Below are 25,817 nucleotides of genomic sequence, written 5' to 3'. Positions count from 1 at the left end.
GGGAGAGGTGAACGGGTAGGGTTTCTCTCGCTATGCCTCAGGCGGTTACGACGGTTCGAAACGCGTCGTCGACCGCCGCGAGCGTCGCCGCGAGCGAGCCGGAGTTGTCGACGACGACGTGGTCGTCGCCCTCGATCGGCTCGAACTCCTCTTTGAGTTGGTTGTACACCGCGAAGTCGGCGTCGCTCTCGTCGTCCTCCTCGCGCTGGCGGCGCTCGATGCGCTCGCGGACGACCGACTCCGCACACTCGACGCGGACGAGGCGGAACTCGACGCCCGCGTCGTCGGCGACCGCGGCGGCGCGCTGTCGGAGCTTCCGCCGGCGGAACGTGGCGTCGAGGACGACGTGCTCGCCGGCGTCGAGTCGCTCCCGCGCGCGGTCGAATAGTTCGTCGTACACCGCGGCGGACTCCTCGGCTTCGTAGGTCGGCTCCGGGAACAGTTCCTTGCGCACCACGTCGGTTCGGAGCATGCGCGCGGGCAGCAGTTCGGCGACCCGCTCGGCGACGGTGGATTTGCCGGTGCCGGGCAGCCCACACACGAGGACGAGCATTCGTTTTGTTGGGTGGGGTGCGAGCACTAATAGTCAGCGCTTCGGGGTGGGGGTGTCACTGCTCGCCAACGAAGTGGACCGTTACACACTACGCCGGACTGCTCGCTGTCGCTCGTCGTTGCGAAGTGGGGTGAAAAGTGGGCCGGCGCGAATTCGGAATCACGTGAGACCTGCGGTCTCGCTGGCCCTCGTTCGCTTCGCTCACGAGGACGCGGTTACGGCCACCCGAAGGCCGGTGCTAGAGGTGTGAGAATGCGGGAAGTGGGCCGGCGCGAATTCGAATCGCGGTTACGGCCACCCGAAGGCCGAAGGATACCAAGCTACCCCACCGGCCCGCAGGCGAAACGAGGCACCCGGCGAGGTTAAGAGTTGCCATCTTTCAGCGCCGGCGACCGAACCGCGGTGATCGGAACCGATCGACGGCGGCCGGGGCGTCGATCAGCGTAATTCAAGGTGGAGACTCCGGTCTCAAGGAGCGACCGAGGGGAGCGAGTAGGCCGGAGAGGGAACCGACACGGGATTATACCAGCCACGATCGATGGCTGACCAACTCCCCCATCGAACCGTTACCAATATAAAGACAAGCGCAGACATCTGAAACACGGATGGAGGTCCGTCGCACTGTCCCCGTCAAACTCGACGTGACCGACAACGACGCCGACCTCCTCCACGAGACCATCTCCGAGTTCCTGTGGGCCGCCAACTACGTCGTCGACCACGCATGGCAAGGCGAGTACAAGACCACGAGCAAGGCCGAACTCCAGCATGAAACCTACGACGACGTGCGGGCCGAGACGCGACTTCAAGCGAACCTCGTCCAGAACGCCCGCAACAAAGCCGCCGACGCTGTCCAGAGCGTCGTCGCCCGATGGAAGCAAGGCGACTACGCGGGGAAACCGCACTTCACAGCCCCGACACTCGTCTACGACAAGCGGTGTGCGACGTTCAACGACGATCACGTGACGCTCTCGACCGTTGAAGGACGCATCACTGCCGAGTACGTTCTTCCTGACAAGAGCCGCGAGACCCCCCACTCGGAGTATCTGTTCAACGATGATTACGAAGTGACCGGTGGGGAGCTACACTACCGCGACGGCGAGTTCTACCTTCACGTCCGAACAAAGGCGGATGTGGAGTTCGAGACTGCCGACGACGGCAACGACGAGCACAGCACAGTCCTCGGCGTTGACCTCGGCATCGAAAACGTCGCCGTCACCTCAACAGGAACGTTCTGGAACGGGTCGGAGTTGAACCACTGGCATCGTGAGTTCGAGAAACGACGTGGGTCGCTCCAACAGCGTGGGACGCGAGCCGCCCACGAAACCATCCAATCTGTCGGACGCACTGAGACGGGCCGCTACGACCACTTCTTACACACCGTCTCGAAGGAACTTGTCGCAGAAGCCATCGAGAACGACTGCGACGTGATCGCGTTCGAGAACCTGACGGGGATTCGTGAGCGGATGCCGAACGCCAAAAAGTTCCACGCATGGGCGTTCCGACGCCTGTTCGAGTACGTCGAGTACAAGGCGGAAGTGGTCGGCATCTCGGTCGAACAAGTGAGCCCCGCCTACACCTCCCAGCGGTGTTCAAAGTGCGGGTTCACGCACGAGGATAACCGCCCGAATTCGGACGGGCAGGACGTATTCGAGTGCCTGAAGTGCGGCTACTCACCCCATGCGGACTACAACGCGGCGAAGAACATCGGTCTGAAGTATCTCCGCTCGGCGCAAAAGTCGTCGGGCGGAGGCGCACCCGTAAACGTGCGCTTGAATCGCGGGACGCTGAACGTGAACGGCGAGTATTCGTCTGCCTGTGAAGGCCAGAACGGGAGTCCACGCGAAAGCCCCACCCGCAACGAAGCGAACGGCGACGCCGTGAGCGAGTAGGGTAGGGTAGTTTACGCGTAGTCGAAGCCGGAGTCGTCGTCGAGTCGTTCGACGCCGTCGTCGTCGTTCGTCTCGGACGTCGTCGGCGCCTCCTCGCTTTCGAGCTGCTGGTAGGCGTCGATCATCACGGCCAGCGAGAAGATGCTCACGAAGCCGGAGACGACGTACGTGAGCACCGTTCCGGCGACCGGGCTGAACACCGTCACGATCCCCGTCGGGAGGCTCGCGAGCAGGCTGATGACGAAGATCACGATGCCGAGGCCGAACAGCGGGAAGCGGTTCCCCTTCGCGAGCGACCAACTGGAGGAGAGCGCCTCGAACGGGCCCTCGCCCTCGACGGCGACGTACACCTGCGTGAAGATCAGGCTGACCAGCAGGAACAGCCCCGGGATGAACAGCGCGACGAAGCCGATCCCGACCGCGATCCCCTGGACGATCAGCGCGACCACGAGGAACACCCACGTTTTCAGCATGTCGTCCGTGACGCCGCCGGGGATCGAGCCGAGTTCGGCGGCGTCGTGGTCCAGCGCCCGCAGGGCGACGATCGTGAACGCGACGTTGAGAATCCCGCCGAGGGTCGCCAGCGCGGCGCCGCCGGCCACCCCGATCGGGAGCGACAGCGTCGTGGTCGCCATTCCCGAGGTGTCGGTCGACGTCGCGATCGACGCTACCGCCGAGTTCGTGCCGAGAACGGTGAGCAGTTGGAGCAGGACGTAGACCACGCCCAACTGGATCCCGCCTGTCGTCGTCAGCTTCTCCGCGCCGGCTGAGAGGGCATCACCGATGTTCAGGGACATACGGTTTTCTGGCGAGACTCAGCTTAAAACATTTTTGATAGATGAACTCTACCACTGACGGATCGGTCGGCGTCGCTAGCGGGGTGGGTGGGCCGGAGCACGATGTTACTTATGTAGTGGGACACTACCCCTCTACGATGGCAGAGGAGCAACCCCAGTCACTCCCGACCGAACTCGACGCCTGGCTCGACGACCGAGCCGCCGAGACCGGCCGGGACCGTGGGGAACTGCTCGCACGCGCGGTCGCGACCTACCGCCTCCTTTCGCAGGCCGAGGACGCGACCGACACGGAGCCGCTGGACCGACAGGTCGAGGAACTGAACGATCGAGTGGCGGCGGTCGAGGCCGACGTCGACGACCGGGTCGAGGACGTGCGCGACCGGGTCGTGCAGGTGATGCAGATCGCCAAGGCGAAAGCCGACGAGGAGCACGACCACCCAGAGCTCGCCGAGCGTATCGACGAGATCGAAGACGCCGGCACCGACGACGTCGAGGCGCTCCGGCGCGCGCTCGCGGAACTCGATCGACAGGTCGACGGCGGGTTCGACAACTACGAGGCGGTGCTCTCCTCGCTGGCCGACCGCGCCGACGACGCCGAGGGGAAGCTCGACACGCTCGCAAACGCGGTGGTGCGCCTGCGCCGCCGGGTCACCGAGCTCGAAGCCGCCGACGCCCGCCGGAGCGCCGTCGAGGAGCTGCAGGCCGAGGCCAACCGACGGAACGTGAGCGCCGGCGACTGCGCCGCCTGCGACAGGCAGGTCCACGTCGGCCTGCTGTCGGCGCCGCGCTGTCCCCACTGCGGGGAGGCGTTCGTCGACGTGGAGCCCGGCAGCCGCTTCTTCGGCTCCGCGACGCTCGTGACTGGCGACCAGCCGGCGCTGACCGGCGAGTCGTTCGACCCCGAAACCGCCGAGGAGGTGTTCGACGGCGATGAGTGAGGACGACGAGTTCGGCGACGCCGAGGCCGACTCGGAGGAAGATCTCCCCCTCTCCGGGCTGCGCGAGCGCGTCGAGGCCGAGCGCGAGAAGGAGCAGGAAGAAGACCGGGAGAACCCCTTCGAGACGGTCGCCGAGGAGGAGCCGGCCGACGCCGCGGCGTCGGCGGAGCTGTTCGAGGAGGTCGACGTCGATGAGATCGACGGCGAGGAGGTCTGGGACGCCGTCGTCGAGGGCGACGCCGAGCCCGAGGAGCTGCTGGGCGAGGAGCCCCGGACGGAGAGCGAGTCGGAGCCGGCGGTCGAACCCACCGACCTCCCCGAGGAGCACGTGATCGACAAGCGGGAGTACTGCCAGCGGTGTGAGTTCTTCGCCGCGCCGCCGGATGCGGTCTGTACCAACGAGGGAACCGAGATCGTCGAGCTCGTCGACAACGCCCATTTCCGGGTCCGGGGCTGCCCGAAAGTCGCCGCCGACGACGAGGCGCTCTCGGGATTCGCCGCCGAGGAGGAGTGAACAGCCTTTCCTGCGGGACGCCCCTTCCCCGGGTATGCAGTTCTGTGACGACTGTGGCTCGATGATGGTCGCCGAGGGCGACCAGATGGTCTGCAAGGAGTGTGACGCCACCCAGCCCCGCGACGAGGAGGCCGAGGCGGCGTTCGTCTCCACCGACGAACAGACCGAGGGCGACCTGATCGAGGCCGACGAGGACGCCGAGTACGAGGGGAAGCCGACGGCCTCGGACGTGACCTGTGAGGCGTGTGGCCACGGCGAGGCGTGGTACGACATCAAACAGACCGCCTCCGCCGACGAGCCGCCGACGCGGTTCCTGCGCTGCAAGGAGTGCGACAACACCTGGCGAGAGTACAACTGAGCCGCGGTACGCTTTTGCCGACCGCCGCCGACTTCGGACAGTATGGCCCTCCCTGATCGCTTCGAACCGTGGCACGTCCTCGTCGTCGCCGCCTTCCTCGTCGGCGCCGGCGGCTCACTACTCGGCAGCGGTACCGAGGGATTCGTGCTCGTTATCGGCCTCAAAACCGTCCTTAGCGGCCTACTCTGGGCGTTCGCTGTCTACATCTTCGTCGGGACGTTCCGGAACTACGTCACCAGCTATAGCGAGACCGGGGGATCGCTGTGGGACCCGCGCTTCCTCGCGCCGTTCGCCGTCGGCGTGCTCGCGGCGGCCGCCCTGGTCGGCTGGCGGCTGCCCGAGGAGGGGGTCACGCCGTCGCTGGTCGCCGCCGCCCTCTCCGCCGGCTTCTGGGCGTTCGTGCTCGCGATGGTCGCCGTGTTGACCGCGAGCTACGTCGTCGCGGGCTACCGCGAGGCACAGTAGCTCAGAGCGCCTCGAGCAGGAACCCCCCGACCGTCTCGGCCACGACCTCGGTCCGCCCGACGAAGAAGTGATCCGCCGACAGCGCCGTCGTCGCCCAGCCCAGTTCCTCGGCCCGCTCGACGACCGACTGCCAGTCCGCGAGGTCGTCGCGCTCGCCGTACACCACCGTCGCGGGCGCCTCGATCCGATCCATCGCGGGCACCGCGAGGAGATCGTCGTTCAGCCGCGAGGGCGGCGCGAGCGCGGCGACGGCGGCGAGTTCGGGCAGCTTTCCCGCAGCGCCGTCGACGGTCGTCCCGCCCGCCGCGAGCAGCGTCAGGCAGGCGCCGAAGCTGAACCCCGTCACCCCGACCCGGTCGTAGCGCTCGCTCGCCCACTCGAGCGCGGCGTACGTGTCGCCGAGTTCGCCGTACCCTTCGTCCCAGTCGCCGTAGTCGAACCGCAGGCAATCGACGCCGGCGTCGGTGAGGTGCTCGCTGATCCCCACGAGGCGCCCGTCGCCGCGGTGGCCGCCCTGTTGGGGGTGGGGTGGGCAGGCGACGACGCAGGCGTCAGTTTCGCCGTTCCCCGTGTCGAGATTCCCCCGCACGTCCCGCGCGCTCGGGATCACGATCGGCTCGCTGTCGCTCATAGGTCGGGCTGGGGCCGCCGTCGCCAAGCGCCTTCCGCTCGGGAACCGCGTCTCCGCGGGAGGTTTAAGGCGGTGACGGCCGCATACCCGGCCATGGGAATCCTTTCGCGCGCCTCGTACATCGTGCGGTCGAAAGTGAACTCGGTGCTCAACCGCGCCGAGGATCCGAACGAGACGCTCGACTACTCCTACGAGCAGATGCGTGACCAGCTACAGGAGGTCAAACAGGGGATCGCCGACCTGACGACCCAGAAGAAACGGCTGGAGATCCAGAAGCGCCGACTCGAGGAGAACGTCGAGAAACACAACGAACAGGCCCGCGAGGCCGTCCGGCAGGACCGCGACGACCTCGCCCGCGAGGCGTTAGAGAAGAAGAAATCGAAGATGAACGAGATCGAGGATCTGGAGGCCCAGATCGCCGATCTCCAGGAGTCACAGGACCGCCTCGTCGAGAAGAAGGAGGAGCTCCAGAGTCAGATCGAGGAGTTCCGTACGAAGAAGGAGACGCTGAAGGCGCGCCACGACGCCGCCGAGGCGGAGACGCGCGTCTCCGAGGCGATGACCGGCGCCAGCGACGAGATGGGCGACGTGACCCGGGCGATCGAACGTTCCGAGGAGCGCACCGAGGAGATGGAGGCCCGCGCGGAGGCGATGGACGAGCTGCAGGACTCCGGCGCCTTCGAGAACGCCCTCTCCGACGAGGACCGCATCGACCGCGAGCTCGAACAGGGGCGGACCGACACCGAGGTCGAGTCCGAGCTCGCGACGCTGAAAGGCGACCTCGGGGAGGGGGAGAACGGGGCGGGCGAGACCGCGACCGACGACGCGGAGAGCGAGACCGAGACGGCCGACAGCGAGACGACCGACCCCGAGATCGAGAGCGAACTCGAGGAGCTTCGGGACGAGGAGTGATCCCTCGGACAGTTACCGGCGGTGAGTGGCCGTGAGCACCCCCGAATCCCCGGGCGAGACCCAGGACACGGTCCGGGAGCGTGCGGGCGTGAGCACCGCGAAACTCTGGCTCTACATGGCCGCCGACCGGCGGCTGGTCGCGCTTGGCGTCGTCGGCGCGCTCTTTCTCGGCGTCGTCGGTGGCGGCGTCGCCCGTCCGGACACCGTCTACCCGCTGCTCACCGAGGGTGACTCGATGGAGACGCTGTCGCAGGCGCTCGTCGGGTCGACGGTGACCGGCGTCACCCTCGTGCTCACGCTCTCACAGTTGGTGCTCTCCCAGGAACAGGGCGCCGTCGGCGACCAGCGCGGCCGGATGGAGGAAGCGACGACGTTCCGCTCGGACGTGGCAGACCTCCTCGAGGACCCCGTCAGCCCCACCGAGCCGTCGGCGTTCATCCGGGCGCTCGTGGGTGCGACCGAGGAGCGGGCCGACGAGGTCGCGAACGCCGTCGAGGATCTCGACGACGAGGAGCTCCGGGACGGAATCATCGAGTTCGTCGACGCCATCCGGGAGAACAGCGAGGGGGTGCGTTCGGACCTCGAGGGCGCCCGATTCGGCGAGTTCGAGGTCATCTCGGCGGCACTGAACTTCAACTACTCCTGGAAGCTCTACACCGCCCAGCGGCTGCAGGCCGAACACGCCGAGAGCCTGAGTGCCCACGCGAGCGACCGTCTGGCGGCGCTCGAGAACGTGCTCGAACTGTTCGGCCCCGCCCGCGAGCACTTCAAGACGCTCTACTTCCAGTGGGAGTTGATCGACCTCTCGCGGACGATCCTCTGGACGTCGCTGCCGTCGCTGGTGGTGTCGACGTGGGCGCTGCTGTTCTTCGACCCCGCGCCGGGCGGCGTCGCCGGCGTCCCCTTCGCGCTGATGCAGGCCGCCGCCGTCGTCGCAATCGCCCTGTTGCCGTTCGCGGTGCTGCTCTCCTACATGCTCCGCATCGTCACCGTCACCAAACGAACGCTGTCGATCGGGCCGTTCATCCTCCGGGAGACGGACCGGGACACGGTGATCGAAGAGGAGTAGCTACGCCTCGCGGGCGCCAGTGCCGGGCAGCCCCAGTTCCGCCAGCCGCATCTCTCCCTCCGCGAGATCGACGCCCTCGTAGGCGTCCGACGAAAGCAACAGCGAGCCGTCGAGGTCGGCGTAGTCCAGCAGCGGCCCGAGGTGGACGCCGGCGGCGATGCTGGCGTTGCTCTCGATCATGCAGCCGAGCATCACCTCCAGCCCCTCGGCGCGAGCGGCGTGGATCATCCGTTTCGCCTCGAGCAGCCCGCCACACTTCATCAGCTTGAGGTTCGCGATGTCACACTTATCGGCGATCTCGGGGATATCCTCGAGCGTGACGCAGGACTCGTCGGCGGCGATCGGAAGCTCGCTGCGCTCGTACGCGAACTGCAGGCCCTCGGGGTCCTCGGCGGGGACGGGCTGTTCGATGAACTCCACGTCGTGGTCGGCGAGCCACGCCGAGTTCTGCACCGTCTCCCGCGGCGTCCACGCCTCGTTCGCGTCGACGCGCAGCGTCGCGTCGGGCGCCTCCTCCCGAATCGTCTCGATGATCTCCCGATCCCGGTCGGTGCCCAGCTTCACTTTCAGCGTCGAGTGGCCCCCCTCGACGGCGTCTTCGGTCTTCTCGCGGATCTTCTCGGTCGTGTCGAGCCCGATGGTGAACGAGCTCGTCGGCGTCGACTCGGGATCGAGTCCCCACATCCGGTAGAGGGGGAGGCCCGTGCGTTTGGCCGCGAGGTCGTGCAGCGCGATCGACACCGCACACCGCGCGGCGGGGTTGCGCTCGACGGTGTGGCGCATGCGCTCCTCGATCGTCGTCAGCGCGTGGGGGTCGCCGACCTCCTCGACGACGTCGAGCAGGTCCGGCAGCACCGCCTCGACGGTGTCGGCCGTCTCGCCGTAGTGCGCCGAGGGCGCGGCGCCGCCGATCCCGGTCATCCCGCCCTCGTCGGTGATCGTCACGATCACGTTCTCGGCGGCCTCGGTCGTCCCCCGGGAGATGGTAAAGGCGTCCGCGAGCGGGAGCGAGACGCGCTCGAACTCGGTGTCGAGGCTCATTCCCCGACCACCTCGTCGACGATCTCCGCGGCGTCGAAGCGCACGGGATCGGTGGCGGCGGCGCCGATCTGGTCGGCGAACGCCTCGACGGCCTCACGGGCCGCTTCGTCGCCGTCCACGTCCTTCGTGTTGAGCGCGCCGGCGACGACCTCGGTCTCGTGGACCGGCGCCGCGAGCGACTCGTAGAGGTCGACGTACTCCGCGACCGGCGGCAGTTCGGTGTCCTCGTAGCCGTGGACGACCTCGCGGCCCGCCTCGTGACAGAGCACCAGCTTGTCCGCCATCGAGCCGTGGAGGATGCCGCAGGTCACCGCGGAGTAGGCGGGGTGGACGATGCTCCCCTGCCCCTCGACAAACAGCACGTCGTGCTCGTCGCCCTTCTCCAGCAGCATCTCCTCGACGGCGCCGGCGGTGAAGTCCGAGACGACGCGGTCGACGGGGTTGCCCCAGCCGGCGATCATGATCCCCGTCTGGCCCGTGGGGACGAAGCCGGCGTCGATGCCCGCCTCCTGTGCGGCGTCGACCAGTTCGCAGGTGGCGGTCATCTTCCCGACCGAGCAGTCGGTACCGACCGTGAGGACGACCTCGGCGTCGACCTCGTCCGACCGTCCCTCGGCGACGCCGATCCCCGGGTGGGGTTCGCGCACGTCGTGGATCTCCGCGCCGTGTTCGGCCGCGAGCGTCGCGAACTCCTCGTCCTCGTTGAGGAAGTAGTGGAGGCCAGCGACCACGTCGACGCCGGATTCCAGCGCGGTGGTCACGTCCGACCGCCACGACTCGTCGAAGCCGCCGCCGATCGGGGCGATCCCGATCAGCAGCGCGTCTACCTCGTCGTCGATCTCCGCGAACGAGTCGACGATCGGCGCGTCCGGGACGGTGTCGGTGTGGTCGTGCACCCGGCTGCCGGCGGCGTCGCGGTCGATCACGGCGACTGTCTCGTCGTCACTGTAGCGCATCACCCCGAGGGCGGTCTTCGCACGGTCCGGGAACTTCTCGTGGGCGAGGATCGCGAGTCGTCGCTGGTCGGGCATGGTTGGGGAATCGGGGAGCGGGGGTATAAATCGGTGGTCCGCGGTCACACTCGCTCCGGATCGGTTCGGGGGCGGGTCGGCGCTCGCGTCGTCGGAACGACGCCGACCCCGGTGACCTCACTCCTCGGCGGCTTTGGCCATCCGGCTCTCGCGTTTCTCCTGGCCGATCGTGAGCGCCGTCATCGCCTGCTTGGGCCCCTCGAACTCGAGTTCGTCGACGGGCACCTCGCGTGGCTCGTCGTACTGTCCGAGGATGTAGACGTAGTAGTTCTGGAGCGCCCGCCGGGCGTTCTGCCGGGGGCTCTCCGTCAGTAGGTCCGTCGACAGCCCCAGTTCGACCACCTCGGGGAACGTCAGTCCCAGCACCTCCGACGCGGCGGCGATCCGTTCGTAATCCTCGTCGCTGACCCGTATTGTCTCGGTCATACCGCTCACGACAGGCGGCTCTCACTTCACTGTTACGGAGCGTAACGAACTGTTACACCATGCGGCGAGAGTTCACAGCCCCCGAACCCGGACGCTCCAGAAGTCGCGGAACGCCGTCTCGAGCGCCGCCTCCGGATCGCCGGTCGCGTCGACGCGGGCGGTCGTGTCCGCGAGCTCGCGCAGTTCCCCGAGCACGCTGCGCTCGCCCACGATCACGACGCGGTCGGCGTCGGTCGCGTGGTCCTCGACGGTCGCGGCGGCCTCCTCCAGATGCTCGTCGATCTGGGCGTCCCGTCGGCGCTCGAAGCGACCCTGCGAGAAGCCGCCTTTCGAGTGTTCGTTCATCACGTCGCTCTCGAACCCCACGAACTCCACGCGGTCGCCGTCCTCGTACACGCCGAGGGCGAACCGGTCCGAGCGCACGAGCGCGAAGCAGAGCCGGCCCGTCGGACCGATCCACTCCGGATCGACCCGGAAGCTGTCGCCCCACTCGACGAACGGGTCGGGCTCGACGGGGAGCGACAGCGCGGTCGCGACGAGGCCGGCGTCGTCGGCACAGACCAGACACGGCGCCGCCCGCGAGACGAGCGCGGCACGGTCGCCCAGCGTCTCCCGGACCGCCTTGGGCACCGACTCGTCGTCGGCGACGAACGCGGTCAGCGCGCCCTCGGGGCCGGCGTCGGCGCTGCGCAGTCGGTCGGCGACGGCCTCGACGCGGCCGCCGCTGGCGGTCTCTTCGTGTCGGAACGTCTGGTCCGGCTCGCCGTCGCCCTCGGCGCGGTCGAGGCGGTCCTCGAGTTCGGTGACGCGATCTTCGAGTCTGTTGACCTCGCGTTCGGCGTTCTGGCGGGCGCTGACGGCCTCGGCCCGGCTCTCCTTGGCCGACTCGGCCTGTGCCCGGAGGCTCTCAGACTCCTCCTCCAGCTCCGCGATGCGCTCCTTCAGGCGGCGCCGGCCCAGCAGGCGGTCGAGCATACCGAACCCGCGGGCGGGAAGGGGTTTGTAGCTTCGGGGCTCAGTTCTCCTGCTCGTCGAGATGCAGCAACTGCATCGACTCCCGGATGTGGTAGCGTACCTCCGGGCACTCGGCGGCGTCGAGCGCCTCTTCGAGCTGTTCCTCCACGACAGTGTTGGCGCGTTGTCGGGTTGCCATGGCTGGACAACCGTGCTTCCACCTTAAAGTAATGGGCCGCTTTCCGTCCCGTAATGAGGTCGAAGGGGGACCTTGTCGGGGCCGTACGCTGTCCTCGTCGAACCGCCTCCCTCGGCGGGTTACGCCGCGTCCGCCCGCTCCCAGCCGCCGTACTTGAGCAGCTGCCCCGCACGTTCGGGGCGGGCCAGCAGCACCTCGCGGCGCGCCGGCAGCTCGTCGTCGGCCAGCGACTCGGGCACCGTCAGCGTCCCCGTCGGGACGCCCTCGGCGCCCCGTACCGGGAAGTGCGTGCCGTCGAGCTTCATCACGAGCGGGGAGTCGAGCCGCTCGATCCCCTCGCTGTCGCCGTAGAGCTGGCGGTTGACCGCCTCGTGGTCCTCGACGTTGAGGGCGGCCCGTTCCTCGCCCGGCTGGACGTACAACACTCCCAAGTAGTAGCCGCTGGAGAACTGCTCGAACATACTATCCATGTTAACAACCAACGCGGGTCGTGGTAAGCTTTACCGAGGTACGCGTGTTCCGAGGAGCGTTCGCACCACCTGACCGACGTGAGTCACCAAACGATTATGTCGAGTCGACGGAGTGTTGTTCACATGAACGAGCCGTTCTCGCGACGCGAGTTACTTCGGACGGCCGCCGGAACAGGGGTCGCTATCGGCCTCGTATCCGGGGTCGGCACCGCGATTGGGACGGATCCGACCGACTCGCAGACGACGATCGCGACGAACTCGGATTGGCCGATGTTCCAGCACGACGCCCACAACAGTGGGACACTGGATACGGTGGGGCCGTCGGAACCGGTCGAGGCGGTTTGGACGTTCGAGACGGACGACAGTCTCGTCGCCCAGCCGATCGTCAAAGACGGAACTGTCTTCCAAGCCAGCCGGGACTCGCGGATATACGCTGTCTCGGCCGACACCGGCGCCGAGGAGTGGTCGGTCGGAACCAATCAGCCGCTGGTCCGGACACCTGCCGTCGCCAACAGCATCGTCTACGTTCCGACCCGGACGGGGCGCATCCTCGGGCTCTCGGTTGGAACCGGTTCGGGGCAGTGGGTCAACGACACCGGAGTCGATGCACCGAGCACGGTCACGGTGACGGGGGAGGGGGTCGTCTTCGCGGAGACTGACGACGCTGCCGACCACGTGTACGTGCTCGACCCGGCGACGGGGGACCGACAGTCGCGTTTCGAGATACCGGATGCATTCGAGTTCAGCCTTCCAACGATCGCGGACGGTCGGGCGTACGTCTACTGCCGGAGTCCCGAGAACGGCCGTCACCTCCTCGCTGCACACACGCTCTCGGACGGAGCCGAGAGTTGGCGAACCAGGCTCACCGGCGACGCGTACGACGACACGAACGCCTCCAGTGGCACGACTTACGCCGACTACGACGGGGGAACGGTGTTCGTCGGTGACGGCAGCGGAGTGCTCGAGTCACGCGATGCGGCAACCGGGGAGCAAAACTGGCAGTTCAGTAACCTCGGCGAGATCGACACGGTCCCCACCTTCGCCGACGATACGCTCTACGTGACGACGGAGGAGCCGGCGCTGTACGCGATCGACCCGTCGATCGGAACTGAGCAGTGGCGTGTCGATCTCGACGGGTCGCCGACGTCGCCGGTCGTCGCCGACGACATGATCTACCTCGGCACTGGTGCCAACAGTGTCTACGGGTTCGACGCCCAGTCGAGCGAGCAACGCTGGCGGTTCGAGACCGGCAACGACGTGGTCGTCCCGCCGGTGGTATTGGACGGCACCGTCTACGTCGCCAGCACGGACGGGAGCCTGTACGCGCTTCGCGAGGAGGGGGCTATCAGCCCCGGCGACGTGACCGGCGACGGCGCGCCAGCACGGGACCTCGACGAGGATGGTCTCTACGAGGACGTCAACGGTGATGGCGCGTTCACAGTGATCGACGTACAGGCGCTGTTCGCCAACCTCGACAGTGACGTGGTTCAGAACAACGTCTCGAAGTTCGACTTCAACGGCGACGGTGAAGTCGACATCGCCGACATACAGGCGCTGTACGCGCGGCTTCAGGAGGGGGAATGACGGGGCGCTACTTCCGGGGGGTCGGTACGTCCCGCGTGGCGGTCCTCGCGGTCTGTCTGTGCCTGCTGGCCGTTCCGATGGTCGCTGCTGGCCAGAGTGTCGCGAGCGACGGTACCTCCCCCGGTAGCGTCGGCGTCACAGCGAATACGACAGACGCCACTGCCGGATCGACGACGGTTCGGCTCGATCCCACGACCGCGACTGTCGACGAAGGGGAAACTCGTACACTCGACGTCGTCGTCGCGAACGCGGACGGTGGTGTCGGTGCGGTTTCCGGGGAGATATCGGTCGTCGAGTCGGAGTACGCGGACATCGTCGGTTTCGAACTGCGTGGGGACCCCGGACTCGAGAACGTGACAGTTACCGACGACGCCGTCACCTTCGACGGGGCACTGATGGACACGGCGGACACCGGGTTGGTCACGGTCGCCGAGGTAACCGTCCGGGGCCAGCTTGAGGGGACGACCGATCTGGCCCTCTCGATAGATTCGCTGGGTGATGAGTCGGGCGATCCCTACGACGTCGGGGGGACACCAGACACGGCACTGACCGTCGAGAACTCCCGCAACGACGTTGCCCTCTCCGTTACGGCCGATGCGGACAACGCTACGCTCGATGAGTCGATCACGTTCACGGTCATGCGCACGGACTCGAACGCCCGTGTCGAAGCCAACGTCACTGTCGGGAACCGGACCGTCGACACCGGCGTCGACGGTGAGGTGACTGTCGTCGTCCGCGAGTCGATGATCTCGGACGCTGGCACGGTCACTGCCGTGGCGAGCAAGCCCCCGACGAACCAGGAGCGCTATCGGAACGATTCCGTCACTCTCTCGGCCGTCGGTGATCGGTCCGGACCGAACGACGACGGTACAGGGAGTGGCGGCGTGATCGTCCGCACGGATCCCGGGTCGATCGACCTCTCGGTCGGCGAGACGACGACGGTCGACGTGGTCGTGACGAACGCCGATGGCGGGGTCGGAGCCGGTAACCTCACCGTCACACTCACGACGGACAGCTCCGCCGAGATCACGAACGCGACTGTGACCGGTGATCCCGGGATCGGCGGGGCAGAAATCCGCGACCGTGGAACGAGGGTTGCCGCCGAGTTCGCACTCCGTGACGGTGCTGACGAAGCACCCGCTCGGATCGTCGAGCTCACGTTACAGGGCGTCTCCACTGGATCGACGGCCCTGTCGCTGTCGATCTCCTCGCTCGGCGACGAGAGCGGCAACAGCTACGGTATCGCGTCGGCCCCCGACAGCGGCATTGACGTCCATGACGACGGGAGCACCGACGACGAATCGACCGACACCGTGGCAGACGGTGAAGAGGCTGGAACGGCCACCGAGCGTCCATCGGCGACCCCCACGACCGCCGGTACCTCGGACGGCGAGTCGACGGTGGCCACCACGGAGGGGTCGACGGCCGACACCGCCGTCGGTTCGCCGGCTGACGATGGGGGTGCGCCGACGGATGCCCCGCTGGCGGTGTTCGGAGCGCTCGCGTTCGTCGTCGTCTCCCTGTTCGGTCTCCTCGCCGTGGCTGGCGACTGACGGGGAGTTTCCCCCCTTCCGTCCGTCGCAGGCAGTGGGTTCGGTCGCCGCACGTCCCCTCGTTCATCTCGATTGGAGCGATCCGGTTCCCGGTGTGATCGTCACGCGACGCGATCTTACGGGATAGCCGAAGGCTCCGAATTCGGCGTATCCGAGTGGAAAACTGGCTTCGTGGTGACCTCGCCGAACTCGTCCCCGACTGCGTTACTCCTCGACTGTGACCGATTCGAGCTTCGCCTCGACCTGCGGCTGGTCGTTGCGGTCGGTCGGGACGTTGCCGAGTTCACGCACCACATCCATCCCGTCGATCACGCGGCCGAAGACGGCGTGCTTGCCGTCGAGGTGGGGCTGGGCGTCCAGCGTGATGAAGAACTGCGAGCCGTTGGTGTTCGGGCCGGAGTTGGCCATCGAGAGGATCCCCGGGCCGTCGTGGGTGAGTTCCTCGTGGAACTCGTCTTCGAACTCGTAGCCGGGGCCGCCGCGGCCGGTCTCGCTCGGGTCGCCGCCCTGGATCATGAACCCGGAGATGATGCGGTGGAACGCCACGTCGTCGTACAGCGGATCGACGCGCTTCTCGCCGTCGTCCTCCCACGCCTCGCCCTCGGGGCCGACCTCGGCGTCGTCGTAGTCCTCGGCGTGGGTCGCGAGGCTGACGAAGTTGTGGACGGTCGTCGGCGCGCGCTGCTCGAACAGCTCGACGACGATGTCGCCGTGGGTGGTGTGGATCGTCGCGACGGGGTTTTCGGGGTTCTCCATCTCGTCTTCGTAGCTCATGCCCGTGAATCCGGCCGGGCGACGGTTAACGTTGCTGACTCCCGACGCGTTCCCGCTGCCGATAGCCGCATTTACGGTCGCGGACCGCGTCGCTCCGGGAACCATGAACGTCGCTGCCGTCGTCGCGGCTCTCGCCGTCGGGATCGTCACCGGGGCGCTGTTCACGTTCCTCCGACTGCCGATCCCGGCGCCGCCGGCGCTCCCGGGCGTCGTCGCGATCGTGGGGATCTACGTTGGCTACTACGTGATGGCGCATCTCGGCTGGGGGTTCGATCTGCTGGATGCGCTGGGATTCTGAGGGACGCTGTGGGCGATAGTCAGCCTCTTAATCCTCCACACCATCCCACGCAGGGGATGCTACTCACCGGAACGGTCGTCGTCGACGCCGAGACGACCATCGAGGACGGCGCCGTCGTCACGGCGGGCGACCGCATCGAGGCCGTCGGCCCCGCCAGCGACCTCCGCGAGCGGTTCCCGGCCCACGAGCACCGCGCGTTCGACATCGTCGCCCCCGGACTCGTGGGCGCGCACGTCCACTCCGTCCAGTCGCTGGGTCGCGGTGTCGCCGACGACGCCGAACTGCTCGACTGGCTGTTCGACCACGTGCTGCCGATGGAGGCCGGCCTCGACGCCGAGGGGATGCGCCTCGCCGCCGACCTCGGCTATCTGGAGTGTCTGGCCTCGGGCACGACGACCGTGATCGACCACCTGTCGGTCCACCACGCCGCCGAGGCGTTCGAGGCCGCCCGCGACCGCGGGATCCGCGCCCGGATGGGGAAGGTGCTGATGGACACGGAGTCGCCCGACGGCCTCGAACAGTCGACCGAGCAGGCGCTCCGGGACAGCGAGGCGCTGATCCGGCAGTACCACGGCGTCGAGAACGGTCGGATCCAGTACGCCGTGACGCCGCGATTTGCCGTCTCCTGTACCGAGGCGTGCCTGCGCGGCGCCCGCGAGCTCGCGGACCGCTACGACGGCGTCACGATCCACACCCACGCCAGCGAGAACGAAGACGAGATCGCCGCCGTCGAGACGGAAACCGGGATGCGGAACGTCCACTGGCTCGACGAGGTCGGCCTCACCGGCGAGGACGTGGTGCTGGCCCACTGCGTCCACACCGACGAGGCCGAGCGCGAGGTGCTCGCGGACACGGGGACGAACGTCACCCACTGCCCGTCCTCGAACATGAAGCTCGCCTCGGGAATCGCGCCGGTCGAGGACTACCTGAGCCGCGGGGTCACGGTCGCGCTGGGCAACGACGGCCCGCCCTGCAACAACACGCTCGACGCGTTCACCGAGATGCGGCAGGCCAGCCTGCTCGCGAAGGTCGACGACAACGACCCCACCGCCGTCGCCGCCGAGACCGCCTTCGAGATGGCGACTGAGAACGGCGCCGCGGCCGCCGGCTTCGAGAACGTGGGCGCGCTCCGGGAGGGGTGGAAAGCCGACGTGGTGGGGCTCACGACCGACAGCGAGCGTGCGACGCCGGTCCACGACCCCGTCTCCCACCTCGTGTTCGCGGCCCACGGCGACGACGTCGAGTTCACGATGGTCGACGGCCGGGTGTGCTACGAGGACGGCGAGCACGTCGGCGTCGACGCGGCGGCGATCCGCGAGCGTGCACAGGCGTACGCCGAGGAACTGTTCGCGGCGATCTGACGGTCGGCGGCCGATAGCCCGTTCGACGGGATCGACGGAGACTGATCCCGGCACGTGGCGGCGGGATCGACGGAGACTGATCCCGGCACGTGGCGGCGGGATCGACGGAGACTGATCCCGGCACGTGGCGGCGGGATCGACGGCGACTGATCCCGGCACGTGGCGGCGGGATCGACGGCGACTGACTCCGGAACCGCTGGCGGAATCGGTGGGGATTGATTTCGGCGCGCTGACGCGATCGGACGGGAGCCGTCACCAACCCCGGGGTCCCTCCGAAATCGTTTTGCCGGGGGGACGGGGATGGTCGGTATGCCGACGGACCCGCAGCGCTACGACCCCGACCTCGGACGGAAGTTCGTGTTCGTGACAGGCGGGGTGATGTCCGGCCTCGGCAAGGGCATCACCGCCGCGAGCACCGGACGCCTCCTCTCGAACGCCGGCTTCGACGTGACAGCCGTGAAGATCGACCCCTACCTCAACGTCGACGCCGGGACGATGAACCCCTACCAGCACGGCGAGGTGTACGTGCTGAAAGACGGCGGCGAGGTCGACTTGGACCTCGGGAACTACGAGCGGTTCCTCGGGGTCGACATGACCTCCGACCACAACGTCACCACTGGGAAGGTGTACCAGAACGTCATCGAGAGCGAGCGCGCCGGCGACTATCTCGGGGAGACGGTGCAGGTCATCCCCCACATCACCAACGACATCAAGCGACGTATCCGCGAGGCCGCGGAGGGCAGCGACGTCTGTCTGATCGAGATCGGCGGCACCGTCGGCGACATCGAGGGGATGCCGTACCTCGAAGCGCTCCGGCAGTTCGCCCACGAGGAGGACGACGAGGACATCCTCTTTACCCACGTCACGCTGGTCCCCTACTCGAAAAACGGCGAGCAGAAGACCAAGCCAACCCAGCACTCCGTGAAGGAACTGCGGTCGATCGGGCTCCAGCCCGATATCTTGGTCGGGCGCTGTGAGAACGAGCTCGACGAGAAGACGAAAGAGAAGATCGCGCTGTTCTGTGACGTGCCCACCGACGCGGTGTTCTCCAACCCCGACGTCGAGGACGTCTACCACGTCCCGCTGATGGTCGAACAGGAGGGCCTCGACGAGTACGTGATGGAGCGCCTCGACCTGCAGGACGAGGCGCTGCCCGAAGACGAGCGCTCGACGGAGTGGCGCGACCTCGTCACCCGCGAGCGTACCGAGACCGTCGAGGTCGCGCTGGTCGGGAAGTACGATCTGGAGGACGCGTACATGTCGGTCCACGAGGCGCTGAAACACGCCGGCATCCAGCGCGGCGTCGAGGTCGACGTGCAGTGGGTCGACGCCGACGACATGGACGACTGTCACGCCGAACGGCTCGAGAACGCCGACGGCGTCGTCGTCCCTGGCGGCTTCGGCTCCCGGGGCAGCGAGGGGAAGATCGAGGCGGTGCGCTACGCTCGTGAGAACGACGTCCCGTTCCTCGGGCTCTGTCTCGGCTTCCAGATGGCGGTCATCGAGCACGCCCGGAACGTCGTCGGGCTGGAGGGCGCCGACAGCACCGAGATCGAGTCCGACACGCCCCACCCCGTGATCGACCTGCTGCCCGAGCAGTACGAGACCGAGGAGATGGGCGGGACGATGCGGCTGGGCACCCACGAGACCGAGATCGACGAGGGCACCCTCGCCGCGGCGGTGTACGGCGACACCTCCTGTACGGAACGGCACCGCCACCGCTACGAGGTGAATCCGGAGTATATCCCGCAGCTGGAAGCCGACGGGCTGACGTTCTCGGGGTACGCTGACAACCGTATGGAGATCGTCGAACGCACCGACCACCCGTACTTCATCGGCACACAGTTCCACCCCGAGTTCCGCTCTCGGCCCGACCGCGCGAGCCCGCCCTTTGTCGGCCTGCTCGACGCGATCCTCGACGAACAGGGCGACGAAACCGCCGAAACGGAGGTGAGCGCCTGATGGTCGACCCCGAGTCGTTCATCGACGAGAAGGTCGAAGAGATCCGCGAGGAGGTCGGCGACGGGAAGGCCGTCATCGCCCTGTCGGGCGGCGTCGACTCCTCGGTCGCGGCCGCGCTAGCGTACGAGGCGATCGGCGATCGGCTGGTCCCTGTCTACGTCGACACGGGGCTGATGCGGAAAGGCGAGACCGAGAGTATCCGCGAGACGTTCTCCTACATGCACTCGCTGACGGTCGTCGACGCCGAGGAGCGGTTCCTCGCCGAACTCGCCGGCGTCACCGATCCCGAGGAGAAGCGTCACGTCATCGGCGAGCAGTTCATCCGGGAGTTCGAGCGCGAGGCGCGGGCGGCCGACGCCGACTACCTCGTGCAGGGGACGATCTACCCCGACCGCATCGAGAGCGAAGGGAACATCAAGTCCCACCACAACGTCGGCGGGCTGCCCGAGGCCGTCGACTTCGAGGGGATCGTCGAGCCCGTCCGCGACCTCTACAAGGACGAGGTCCGGGAGGTCGCCCGCGCGCTCGACCTCGAAGCGGTGATCTCCGAGCGGATGCCGTTCCCCGGCCCGGGGCTGGCGGTCCGCATCGTCGGCGAGGTCACCAAGGAGAAGGTGGAGGTGGCCCGCGACGCCTGTCACGTCGTCGAGGAGGAGACCGCCGAACACGAGCCCTGGCAGGCGTTCGGCGCCGTGCTCGGGAAGGCCACGGGCGTGAAAGGTGACAACCGCGTCCACGGCTGGGTCGTCGCCGTCCGCTCCGTCGAGAGCCGGGACGGGATGACCGCCCGCGCCCAGGAGCTCGACTGGGACACGCTCCAGCGGATCCAGAGCCGGATCACCGGGATGAACGACAACGTCTCGCGAGTGGTGTACGACGTGACCCACAAACCGCCCGCGACGATCGAGTACGAATGAAGGCGATCGTCGCCGGCGCCGACGCCGAGGGGATCAGCGAGGAGCTTGAAGCGCTTGGCGTGACCGTCGAGCGCGTCGACAGCCCCGTGTTCGCCGACGCGCTCGAGGACGCGGGGGTCGCGGACGCCGAGCTGTTCGTGCTCACCGACCTCGCGGAGGGGATCTCGATCACGCTCGCGAAGGAGATCAATCCCGACGTGCGGGCGGTCCGCTTCGGCAGCGGGGAGCTGCCGGAGTCGGTCGCCGGCACCGTCGACCTCGTCGTCGACCCGTCGCTGCTGGGGCCCGAGGCGGTCGCGGAGGAGCTCGTCGACGAACTCGCGTAGGGACTCCGCGATGCCGTTCTCCGACGGCCACGCGCCCCGGCCGCCGCCGACTGCGTTCCGAGCGAACCCACGCCCGCCAGCGACGGCTGTTTCGACCGTCCCCCGGAACCGGCTGTTAAGCCGACTTAATTCGGTTTAGAATGGGCTCAAACCACCGGAATCGGCGTTTGGCGCGTTCCCCATTCAAGGGGGAGTAGGTCGTCGGGACGGATGCGATGAACACCACGAAACTTCTCACGGTGCTGGTGGCGGCGCTGGTCGTCTCCGCGGGTGCGGGGGCGGTCACCGCCCAGACCGACGACGCGAGCGCCGACACGAGTATCGAGGCGAACTACGACGACGGGACAGTGACGCTCTCCGTCGCCCAGAACGGCACGGGCGTCGAGAACGTCTCAGTCGAGGCTAACAGCGAGGACGTGGGTGCGACCGACGCGAACGGCACGCTCACGTTCGAGACGAACGCGACCGAGGAGCTCGAACTCGAACTCGAGGGCGAGGGGATCGACCAGGAGGTCGAGTACGTGATCGAGGACGGCGAGCTCGTCCGTGAGTCCGACGAGGACGACGATGACGAGGCCGAACTCGCGGCCGACGTGACGTTCGACAACGGTACGGTCGACCTGACGGTGACCCAGAACGGTAGCGGCGTCGAGAACGCGTCGGTCACGGCCAACGGCGAGGACGTAGGCACGACCGACGCCAACGGCTCGCTCACGTTCGAGACGAACGCGAGCGAGGAGCTCGAGATCGAGATCACGTCCGGCGAGCAGGAGCTTGAACTCGAGTACGCGATCGAGGATGGCGAGCTCGTCGAGGAGAGCGACGACGAGGCTGGCCCCGACGAGAACGCCTCCGACCGCGCGAAGAACGTCTTCGCCGTCATCCAGAACTGGCTCGACAGCGGCCAGGAGGGCAACCTCGGTCAGCTGATCCAGGAGCAGCTCGGGAACGGCAACGACGACGCGCCGGGCAACTCCGACGAGGCGCCGGGTAACTCCGATGACGCGCCGGGTAACTCCGATGACGCGCCGGGTAACTCCGATGACGCGCCGGGTAACTCCGATGACGCGCCGGGCAACTCCGATGACGCGCCGGGCAACTCCGACGAGGCGCCCGGCCAGTCTGACGACGAGAGCGACGACGAGTCCGAGAGCGAGAGTGAATCGGACGACGAGGACGAGGAGGATGAAGACGACGACGAGGACGACGAAGACGACGAAGAGGAAGACGAGGATGACGACAGCAACCCCGGTAACGGCAACGGCAAAAACTAACCGCTGAGTCGCAGTTCGGCGGCGCAGTGGGTTTCGGAGCCGCCCATCCTCCCGCGAGGGAGGCGGCGGCCTCGGCGTGTCTCCGGCGGCGCGGACGATGGGGGTGCCCTCTGTCAGAGGCGGGGCACCGGGATGGCCGTCCCAGCCGCCGGCCGCACGCGTTTGTTTCGTGCGACGCCCTCCATCGGCGTCGCCTTCTCTCGACAGCTTTCGACCGCCAGCGGCGCGGCCGCCTACAGCAGGTACCGTTCGACCAGGCGCCGGGGCAGCGACGGTCGACGGCTCTCCCGCGGGTACACTGTGACGGTCGTCCCGGCGACCCCCGTGAACGGCTGCCCCCCGTCGGCGAGCGCCCCGCGGAGGCGGTGGTCCGCGCCGCGGCGGACGAGCAGGTCCGCCGCCGGCGGGCGCTGGTCGGTCGGGATCGCTTCCGCGTCGGCCGGGACGTCGAGCCTCGCCGAGAGCTCCGTCCGGTACTCCTCCACCGACTCGTCGCGGCCGCCGTCGCCGTCAGCTGGATACCACAGCGAGACGCCGCCGTCGTGGGCCGCGGCGATCGACGCGGCGACGCTCACCGGCGCCGACGGGAACGGGGCGGTGTCGCTCGACACGACGACTTTCTCGGGCAGTCGCGGGGCGGAGCTGTCGACCAGCAGCACGTCACACGGCGCGTGGCGTACCATCCAGTCGATCGGGTCGCCGAGCAGCCGCGAGCGCAGTCGGAGCGGCTCGTGTTCGGCGACGATCGCGTCGACGCCACGCGACTCGGCGAAGTTGACGATGGCGTGTTTGGTGTCGTGGCTGACGATCTCGTCGGCCTCGACCTCGACGCCGAGCTCCTCGCCGAACCGTTCGACCCGGCGTTCGAAGCTGCGGTCGGCGTCGGACTGGGCAGCGACGTCCGCCGTCAGCGGTGCCTGATCGGGCACTTCCTCGAATTGGACGACGACCACGCGGCCGTCGTCGGCACGAACCTGATCGGCCGCAAGCGAGATCAGCGTCTGCACTCGCCGCTGATCTATCTGCTTCGTGAGCGCCACCAGCACCTCGTGAGTCGCACCCGGGGACTCGATCTCGGAGAGGTTCTCCTCGCTGACCTGTCGTCGGATCGCGCCCGTCGCGGCCCCCTCGCGGTCGACGCGCGGGCGGACGTAGCCCGCGTACCAGAGCACGCTCGCGACCGTGATTATCCCCGCCCCAGCGAGGGGCACTCGACCCATCTGGGTCAGCAGCCCGATGCTGGTCACCGCGCCGAACACCTGCACCCAGGGGTACAGCGGCGAGGTGAACTCCGGCTCGTACTCGACGGTCCCCTCCCGGAACGCGATCACGGCGAGGTTGATCAGCGCGAACACCATGATCTGGAACGCGCTCGCGAGCTTGGCGATGTCGAGGATCGGGACGAACGCGATCAGCGCCAGCAGCACCGCGCCGGTGAGCGTGATCGAGTTCACGGGCGTCCCGAGCCGCTCGCTGACCGCCGCCATCGACGGCGGCGCGAGCTTGTCCCGGCTCATCGCGAAGGGGTAACGGGAGGAGGAGAGGATGCCGGCGTTGGCCGTCGACACCAGCGCGAGGATGGCGGCGCCGATGACGGCGATCACGCCCGCGCTCCCCAGCGTGACCTCCGCAGCCACCGCGACCGGGGTCGCCGATCCGGCGACGGCGCCGGGGTCGGTCACGCCGACCAGCACGGCGACGATGGCGACGTAGAGGACGGTCGTGAACGCCAGCGAGCCGAGGATTCCCAGCGGGATGTTCCGGCCGGGGTTCTCGACCTCCTCGGCGACGCTCGCGACCTTGGTGACGCCCGCGTAGGAGACGAACACCAGCCCCGTCGCCGCCAGTAGCCCGCCGATCCCGTCGGCGAAGAAGTTCGCGTAGTTGGCCGTCTGGACCTGCGGGGCGCTCCCGGCCGCGAACCACCCGAGTGCGGCCAGCATCACGACGACGATGGCGACCTGCAGGCGCCCGGTTTGTTTGGCGCCGACGATGTTCACGAGGATCAACACCGTCGCCAACCCCAGCGCGACCGGCTTCATGGGCAGGTCGAACAGGAGCAGGAGGTAGGGAACGCCGCCGACCAGCGCCAGCGCGCCCTTAAACGAGAGCGAGAACCACGTCCCGACGCCCGCGATGGTGCCCAGCAGCGGCCCCATCCCGCGCTCGATGTAGATGTACGTCCCGCCGGCTTCGGGCATCGCGGTCGCCATTTCGGATTTCGACAGCGCCGCGGGCACGACGAGCACGCCTGCCAGCAGGTACGCGAGAATCACCGCGGGGCCGGCGATCTCCAGTGCCAACGCCGGGAGGATGAAGATGCCGCTTCCGATCATTGCGCCGATGCTGATCGCCAGCACCGACGGCAGGCCGAGGTCGCGTTCGAGCTCCTTCATACGTGCTCGGTGACGGCCGCGGAGACGGCGCTGGTCGCACAGACGACCTCGTGGCCGGCGTCGGCGAACAGCTCGACGCGGTCGTCGCTGTTGACGAGAACGACGACTCGGGGCGTGTCGAATCGGACGCGGATCGACTGGGCGAGCAGGAGGTTCCGCCGGTCGGACTGGCTCGCCACGACGACTGCCGACGCTGCCGGGAGGCCGGCCTCCCGAAGCGTCTCCACGTCGGTGGGGGAGGCTTCGACTGTCCTGATACCGGGGGGATCGACCGCGTCGTCGACGAGGACGACGGTGTGGCCTGCCTCCTGGAGCTCTCGGCTGACGGCGGCGCCGACCCCGCCGCCGCCCAAGACGAACAGTTCGCCGTCGGTCGATCGCCCCCTCGATGCGTCAATGTCGGTAGAGATGTCGCTCATGGTGGTGCATGCCACCCGCTGTCCGCGGGTGCTCACCCGACTGTACGGGTCGGAAGTGTATAAATTGGCTGCTTTCAATGACGTTCCGTCAAAATAGCTGTCTATTACTGCTAAAACCGTCAGCAAAACACGCGGGTGGCAGGTGCGATCGAACGCTTCTCCGGCGGGATCGGGGGGACTAAGACGCTACCGGGCGTCTCGTCGATAGCGATGAAAGACGGAGAGCTGGACGACGTGGACCGCCACATCCTCTACTACCTCCAGCAGGACGCCCGGGGCACCTCCTCCAGCGAGATCGCCGAGAAGCTGGACCTGTCGGCGAGCACGGTTCGTACCCGAATCAACAAGCTCGAGGAGTCCGGCATCATCCGTGGCTACCACCTCGACATCGACTACGACCTCGCAGGCTACCCGCTGTACACGAAGATCATCTGCACCGCCCCGATCCCCGAGCGCGACGAGCTCGCGAACGCGGCCCGGGAAATCGAGGGCGTCACCGCGGTCCGGGAGATCATGACCGGTGAGCGCAACGTCTACGTCAACACGATCGGCCGCGACCACGACGACCTCAACCGGATCAGCGAGGAGCTCGACGCGCTGGGGCTGGAGATCGTCGACGAGCAGATCATCCGCGACGAGTACGTCTGCCCGTACCAGGGCTTCCTCGACGGTCCCGACGAAGCGTAGCGAACGCCAGACCCGGGCC

Annotated in this window: 28 protein-coding genes and 1 tRNA gene; 16 read left to right on the top strand and 13 right to left on the bottom strand. The window is 67.7% G+C overall.

Translation table 11 applies throughout. The features are described from left to right. Positions 1 to 37 precede the first annotated feature (37 nt). Positions 38 to 553: an AAA family ATPase gene (locus BN1959_RS13205; protein ID WP_053949088.1), complete on the bottom strand. Its 516-nt coding sequence runs from the start codon at positions 551 to 553 to the stop codon at positions 38 to 40. Between the two features lie 262 nt (positions 554 to 815). Beyond that, positions 816 to 888 (bottom strand) — tRNA-Pro (locus BN1959_RS13200). A gap of 270 nt (positions 889 to 1,158) precedes the next feature. Between BN1959_RS13200 and BN1959_RS13195 the strand changes: the two genes are divergently transcribed. Next, positions 1,159 to 2,442: an RNA-guided endonuclease InsQ/TnpB family protein gene (locus BN1959_RS13195; protein WP_053949087.1), complete on the top strand. Its 1,284-nt coding sequence runs from the start codon at positions 1,159 to 1,161 to the stop codon at positions 2,440 to 2,442. An 11-nt stretch (positions 2,443 to 2,453) separates the two neighbouring features. Here BN1959_RS13195 and BN1959_RS13190 read toward each other — a convergent pair whose 3' ends face one another. Then, positions 2,454 to 3,239: a hypothetical protein gene (locus BN1959_RS13190; protein WP_053949086.1), complete on the bottom strand. Its 786-nt coding sequence runs from the start codon at positions 3,237 to 3,239 to the stop codon at positions 2,454 to 2,456. Positions 3,240 to 3,376: 137 nt separating this feature from the next. Between BN1959_RS13190 and BN1959_RS13185 the strand changes: the two genes are divergently transcribed. From BN1959_RS13185 to BN1959_RS13170, 4 genes are read left to right on the top strand one after another with little or no spacing between them, the layout of a single operon-like run. Next, on the top strand, positions 3,377 to 4,177 hold the full coding sequence (locus BN1959_RS13185) for a hypothetical protein (protein WP_079978704.1): 801 nt from the start codon (positions 3,377 to 3,379) through the stop codon (positions 4,175 to 4,177). Further along, positions 4,170 to 4,691 (top strand): hypothetical protein, encoded by a 522-nt coding sequence (locus BN1959_RS13180; protein WP_053949085.1) that lies wholly within the window; start codon positions 4,170 to 4,172, stop codon positions 4,689 to 4,691. The genes BN1959_RS13185 and BN1959_RS13180 overlap by 8 nt, the downstream gene beginning before the upstream one ends. 34 nt (positions 4,692 to 4,725) lie before the next feature. Continuing rightward, positions 4,726 to 5,049, top strand: a complete 324-nt coding sequence (locus BN1959_RS13175; protein WP_053949084.1) for a transcription factor S — start codon at positions 4,726 to 4,728, stop codon at positions 5,047 to 5,049. 42 nt (positions 5,050 to 5,091) lie between these two features. Then, complete coding sequence (locus tag BN1959_RS13170) at positions 5,092 to 5,514, top strand: hypothetical protein (RefSeq protein WP_053949083.1); 423 nt, start codon at positions 5,092 to 5,094, stop codon at positions 5,512 to 5,514. Position 5,515: 1 nt separating this feature from the next. Here BN1959_RS13170 and BN1959_RS13165 read toward each other — a convergent pair whose 3' ends face one another. After that, a complete protein-coding gene (locus tag BN1959_RS13165; RefSeq protein WP_053949082.1) occupies positions 5,516 to 6,145 on the bottom strand; it encodes a dienelactone hydrolase family protein in 630 nt (209 codons plus the stop codon). A 93-nt stretch (positions 6,146 to 6,238) separates the two neighbouring features. Between BN1959_RS13165 and BN1959_RS13160 the strand changes: the two genes are divergently transcribed. Together BN1959_RS13160 and BN1959_RS13155 are read left to right on the top strand one after the other, a co-directional pair. Further along, positions 6,239 to 7,057 carry a PspA/IM30 family protein gene (locus tag BN1959_RS13160; protein ID WP_053949081.1) on the top strand — a complete coding sequence of 273 codons (819 nt, stop codon included), beginning with the start codon at positions 6,239 to 6,241 and terminating at the stop codon, positions 7,055 to 7,057. Positions 7,058 to 7,088: 31 nt separating this feature from the next. Further along, entirely contained in the window at positions 7,089 to 8,126 is a 1,038-nt protein-coding gene (locus BN1959_RS13155; RefSeq protein ID WP_053949405.1) for a hypothetical protein, read from the top strand. On the opposite strand, the gene BN1959_RS13150 is transcribed toward BN1959_RS13155, so the two are convergent. From BN1959_RS13150 to BN1959_RS13130, 6 genes are all read right to left on the bottom strand, one after another. Next, a complete protein-coding gene (locus tag BN1959_RS13150; RefSeq protein ID WP_053949080.1) occupies positions 8,127 to 9,167 on the bottom strand; it encodes a dipeptide epimerase in 1,041 nt (346 codons plus the stop codon). Next, a complete protein-coding gene (locus tag BN1959_RS13145; protein WP_053949079.1) occupies positions 9,164 to 10,198 on the bottom strand; it encodes a DUF1611 domain-containing protein in 1,035 nt (344 codons plus the stop codon). The genes BN1959_RS13150 and BN1959_RS13145 overlap by 4 nt, the downstream gene beginning before the upstream one ends. A 117-nt stretch (positions 10,199 to 10,315) precedes the next feature. Then, positions 10,316 to 10,624, bottom strand: a complete 309-nt coding sequence (locus tag BN1959_RS13140; RefSeq protein ID WP_053949078.1) for a hypothetical protein — start codon at positions 10,622 to 10,624, stop codon at positions 10,316 to 10,318. A 72-nt stretch (positions 10,625 to 10,696) separates the two neighbouring features. Further along, entirely contained in the window at positions 10,697 to 11,599 is a 903-nt protein-coding gene (locus BN1959_RS13135) for a Vms1/Ankzf1 family peptidyl-tRNA hydrolase (protein ID WP_053949077.1), read from the bottom strand. Positions 11,600 to 11,639: 40 nt separating this feature from the next. Then, positions 11,640 to 11,777, bottom strand: coding sequence for a hypothetical protein (locus tag BN1959_RS14875; RefSeq protein ID WP_154018291.1), 138 nt, complete (start codon positions 11,775 to 11,777; stop codon positions 11,640 to 11,642). A 119-nt stretch (positions 11,778 to 11,896) separates the two neighbouring features. Beyond that, complete coding sequence (locus tag BN1959_RS13130; RefSeq protein WP_053949404.1) at positions 11,897 to 12,238, bottom strand: DUF5802 family protein; 342 nt, start codon at positions 12,236 to 12,238, stop codon at positions 11,897 to 11,899. Positions 12,239 to 12,370: 132 nt separating this feature from the next. Between BN1959_RS13130 and BN1959_RS13125 the strand changes: the two genes are divergently transcribed. Next, positions 12,371 to 13,831 (top strand): outer membrane protein assembly factor BamB family protein, encoded by a 1,461-nt coding sequence (locus tag BN1959_RS13125; RefSeq protein WP_053949076.1) that lies wholly within the window; start codon positions 12,371 to 12,373, stop codon positions 13,829 to 13,831. Continuing rightward, a complete protein-coding gene (locus BN1959_RS13120) occupies positions 13,828 to 15,384 on the top strand; it encodes a hypothetical protein (protein WP_053949075.1) in 1,557 nt (518 codons plus the stop codon). The genes BN1959_RS13125 and BN1959_RS13120 overlap by 4 nt, the downstream gene beginning before the upstream one ends. 204 nt (positions 15,385 to 15,588) lie before the next feature. On the opposite strand, the gene BN1959_RS13115 is transcribed toward BN1959_RS13120, so the two are convergent. Then, positions 15,589 to 16,158: a peptidylprolyl isomerase gene (locus BN1959_RS13115; protein ID WP_053949074.1), complete on the bottom strand. Its 570-nt coding sequence runs from the start codon at positions 16,156 to 16,158 to the stop codon at positions 15,589 to 15,591. 103 nt (positions 16,159 to 16,261) lie between these two features. On the opposite strand from BN1959_RS13115, the gene BN1959_RS13110 reads away from it, so the two are divergent. The 6 genes from BN1959_RS13110 to BN1959_RS13085 all read left to right on the top strand — a co-directional run bounded on the left by BN1959_RS13110 (position 16,262) and on the right by BN1959_RS13085 (position 22,296). After that, the gene (locus BN1959_RS13110) at positions 16,262 to 16,456 is read left to right on the top strand and encodes a XapX domain-containing protein (RefSeq protein WP_053949073.1); all 195 of its coding nucleotides are present in this window, start codon (positions 16,262 to 16,264) and stop codon (positions 16,454 to 16,456) included. Positions 16,457 to 16,512: 56 nt separating this feature from the next. Then, positions 16,513 to 17,817 carry a 5'-deoxyadenosine deaminase gene (locus tag BN1959_RS13105; protein ID WP_053949072.1) on the top strand — a complete coding sequence of 435 codons (1,305 nt, stop codon included), beginning with the start codon at positions 16,513 to 16,515 and terminating at the stop codon, positions 17,815 to 17,817. Positions 17,818 to 18,126: 309 nt separating this feature from the next. After that, the gene (locus BN1959_RS13100) at positions 18,127 to 19,779 is read left to right on the top strand and encodes a glutamine hydrolyzing CTP synthase (protein ID WP_053949071.1); all 1,653 of its coding nucleotides are present in this window, start codon (positions 18,127 to 18,129) and stop codon (positions 19,777 to 19,779) included. Further along, entirely contained in the window at positions 19,779 to 20,696 is a 918-nt protein-coding gene (gene guaA / locus BN1959_RS13095; protein WP_053949070.1) for a glutamine-hydrolyzing GMP synthase, read from the top strand. Before BN1959_RS13100 ends, guaA begins: the two co-directional genes overlap by 1 nt. Then, positions 20,693 to 21,022 (top strand): DUF7126 family protein, encoded by a 330-nt coding sequence (locus BN1959_RS13090; RefSeq protein WP_053949069.1) that lies wholly within the window; start codon positions 20,693 to 20,695, stop codon positions 21,020 to 21,022. The genes guaA and BN1959_RS13090 overlap by 4 nt, the downstream gene beginning before the upstream one ends. A 215-nt stretch (positions 21,023 to 21,237) precedes the next feature. Beyond that, on the top strand, positions 21,238 to 22,296 hold the full coding sequence (locus BN1959_RS13085) for a hypothetical protein (protein ID WP_053949068.1): 1,059 nt from the start codon (positions 21,238 to 21,240) through the stop codon (positions 22,294 to 22,296). Between the two features lie 233 nt (positions 22,297 to 22,529). On the opposite strand, the gene BN1959_RS13080 is transcribed toward BN1959_RS13085, so the two are convergent. Continuing rightward, a complete protein-coding gene (locus BN1959_RS13080; RefSeq protein WP_053949067.1) occupies positions 22,530 to 24,692 on the bottom strand; it encodes an amino acid permease in 2,163 nt (720 codons plus the stop codon). After that, entirely contained in the window at positions 24,689 to 25,111 is a 423-nt protein-coding gene (locus tag BN1959_RS13075; RefSeq protein ID WP_053949403.1) for an NAD-binding protein, read from the bottom strand. The genes BN1959_RS13080 and BN1959_RS13075 overlap by 4 nt, the downstream gene beginning before the upstream one ends. Before the next feature lie 210 nt (positions 25,112 to 25,321). Between BN1959_RS13075 and BN1959_RS13070 the strand changes: the two genes are divergently transcribed. Then, positions 25,322 to 25,798, top strand: a complete 477-nt coding sequence (locus BN1959_RS13070; protein WP_053949402.1) for an Lrp/AsnC family transcriptional regulator — start codon at positions 25,322 to 25,324, stop codon at positions 25,796 to 25,798. Positions 25,799 to 25,817 lie beyond the last annotated feature (19 nt).

The organism is Halolamina sediminis (assembly GCF_001282785.1).
Classification (GTDB): Archaea; Halobacteriota; Halobacteria; order Halobacteriales; family Haloferacaceae; genus Halolamina; species Halolamina sediminis.
The sequence above is the reverse complement of the archived record's forward strand: the minus strand, read 5'-3'. Positions and strand labels throughout refer to the sequence as shown.

Coding starts and splice junctions, on each gene's coding strand:
- BN1959_RS13090 (WP_053949069.1), top strand. CDS start 20,693: ATGAAGGCGATCGTCGCCGGCGCCGACGCCGAGGGGATCAGCGAGGAG.
- BN1959_RS14875 (WP_154018291.1), bottom strand. CDS start 11,777: ATGGCAACCCGACAACGCGCCAACACTGTCGTGGAGGAACAGCTCGAA.
- BN1959_RS13120 (WP_053949075.1), top strand. CDS start 13,828: ATGACGGGGCGCTACTTCCGGGGGGTCGGTACGTCCCGCGTGGCGGTC.
- BN1959_RS13195 (WP_053949087.1), top strand. CDS start 1,159: ATGGAGGTCCGTCGCACTGTCCCCGTCAAACTCGACGTGACCGACAAC.
- BN1959_RS13160 (WP_053949081.1), top strand. CDS start 6,239: ATGGGAATCCTTTCGCGCGCCTCGTACATCGTGCGGTCGAAAGTGAAC.
- BN1959_RS13190 (WP_053949086.1), bottom strand. CDS start 3,239: ATGTCCCTGAACATCGGTGATGCCCTCTCAGCCGGCGCGGAGAAGCTG.
- BN1959_RS13115 (WP_053949074.1), bottom strand. CDS start 16,158: ATGAGCTACGAAGACGAGATGGAGAACCCCGAAAACCCCGTCGCGACG.
- BN1959_RS13070 (WP_053949402.1), top strand. CDS start 25,322: ATGAAAGACGGAGAGCTGGACGACGTGGACCGCCACATCCTCTACTAC.
- BN1959_RS13080 (WP_053949067.1), bottom strand. CDS start 24,692: ATGAAGGAGCTCGAACGCGACCTCGGCCTGCCGTCGGTGCTGGCGATC.
- BN1959_RS13130 (WP_053949404.1), bottom strand. CDS start 12,238: ATGTTCGAGCAGTTCTCCAGCGGCTACTACTTGGGAGTGTTGTACGTC.
- BN1959_RS13085 (WP_053949068.1), top strand. CDS start 21,238: ATGAACACCACGAAACTTCTCACGGTGCTGGTGGCGGCGCTGGTCGTC.
- BN1959_RS13110 (WP_053949073.1), top strand. CDS start 16,262: ATGAACGTCGCTGCCGTCGTCGCGGCTCTCGCCGTCGGGATCGTCACC.
- BN1959_RS13170 (WP_053949083.1), top strand. CDS start 5,092: ATGGCCCTCCCTGATCGCTTCGAACCGTGGCACGTCCTCGTCGTCGCC.
- BN1959_RS13185 (WP_079978704.1), top strand. CDS start 3,377: ATGGCAGAGGAGCAACCCCAGTCACTCCCGACCGAACTCGACGCCTGG.
- BN1959_RS13150 (WP_053949080.1), bottom strand. CDS start 9,167: ATGAGCCTCGACACCGAGTTCGAGCGCGTCTCGCTCCCGCTCGCGGAC.
- BN1959_RS13145 (WP_053949079.1), bottom strand. CDS start 10,198: ATGCCCGACCAGCGACGACTCGCGATCCTCGCCCACGAGAAGTTCCCG.
- BN1959_RS13135 (WP_053949077.1), bottom strand. CDS start 11,599: ATGCTCGACCGCCTGCTGGGCCGGCGCCGCCTGAAGGAGCGCATCGCG.
- BN1959_RS13180 (WP_053949085.1), top strand. CDS start 4,170: ATGAGTGAGGACGACGAGTTCGGCGACGCCGAGGCCGACTCGGAGGAA.
- BN1959_RS13165 (WP_053949082.1), bottom strand. CDS start 6,145: ATGAGCGACAGCGAGCCGATCGTGATCCCGAGCGCGCGGGACGTGCGG.
- BN1959_RS13105 (WP_053949072.1), top strand. CDS start 16,513: ATGCTACTCACCGGAACGGTCGTCGTCGACGCCGAGACGACCATCGAG.
- BN1959_RS13140 (WP_053949078.1), bottom strand. CDS start 10,624: ATGACCGAGACAATACGGGTCAGCGACGAGGATTACGAACGGATCGCC.
- BN1959_RS13175 (WP_053949084.1), top strand. CDS start 4,726: ATGCAGTTCTGTGACGACTGTGGCTCGATGATGGTCGCCGAGGGCGAC.
- guaA (WP_053949070.1), top strand. CDS start 19,779: ATGGTCGACCCCGAGTCGTTCATCGACGAGAAGGTCGAAGAGATCCGC.
- BN1959_RS13075 (WP_053949403.1), bottom strand. CDS start 25,111: ATGAGCGACATCTCTACCGACATTGACGCATCGAGGGGGCGATCGACC.
- BN1959_RS13205 (WP_053949088.1), bottom strand. CDS start 553: ATGCTCGTCCTCGTGTGTGGGCTGCCCGGCACCGGCAAATCCACCGTC.
- BN1959_RS13100 (WP_053949071.1), top strand. CDS start 18,127: ATGCCGACGGACCCGCAGCGCTACGACCCCGACCTCGGACGGAAGTTC.
- BN1959_RS13125 (WP_053949076.1), top strand. CDS start 12,371: ATGAACGAGCCGTTCTCGCGACGCGAGTTACTTCGGACGGCCGCCGGA.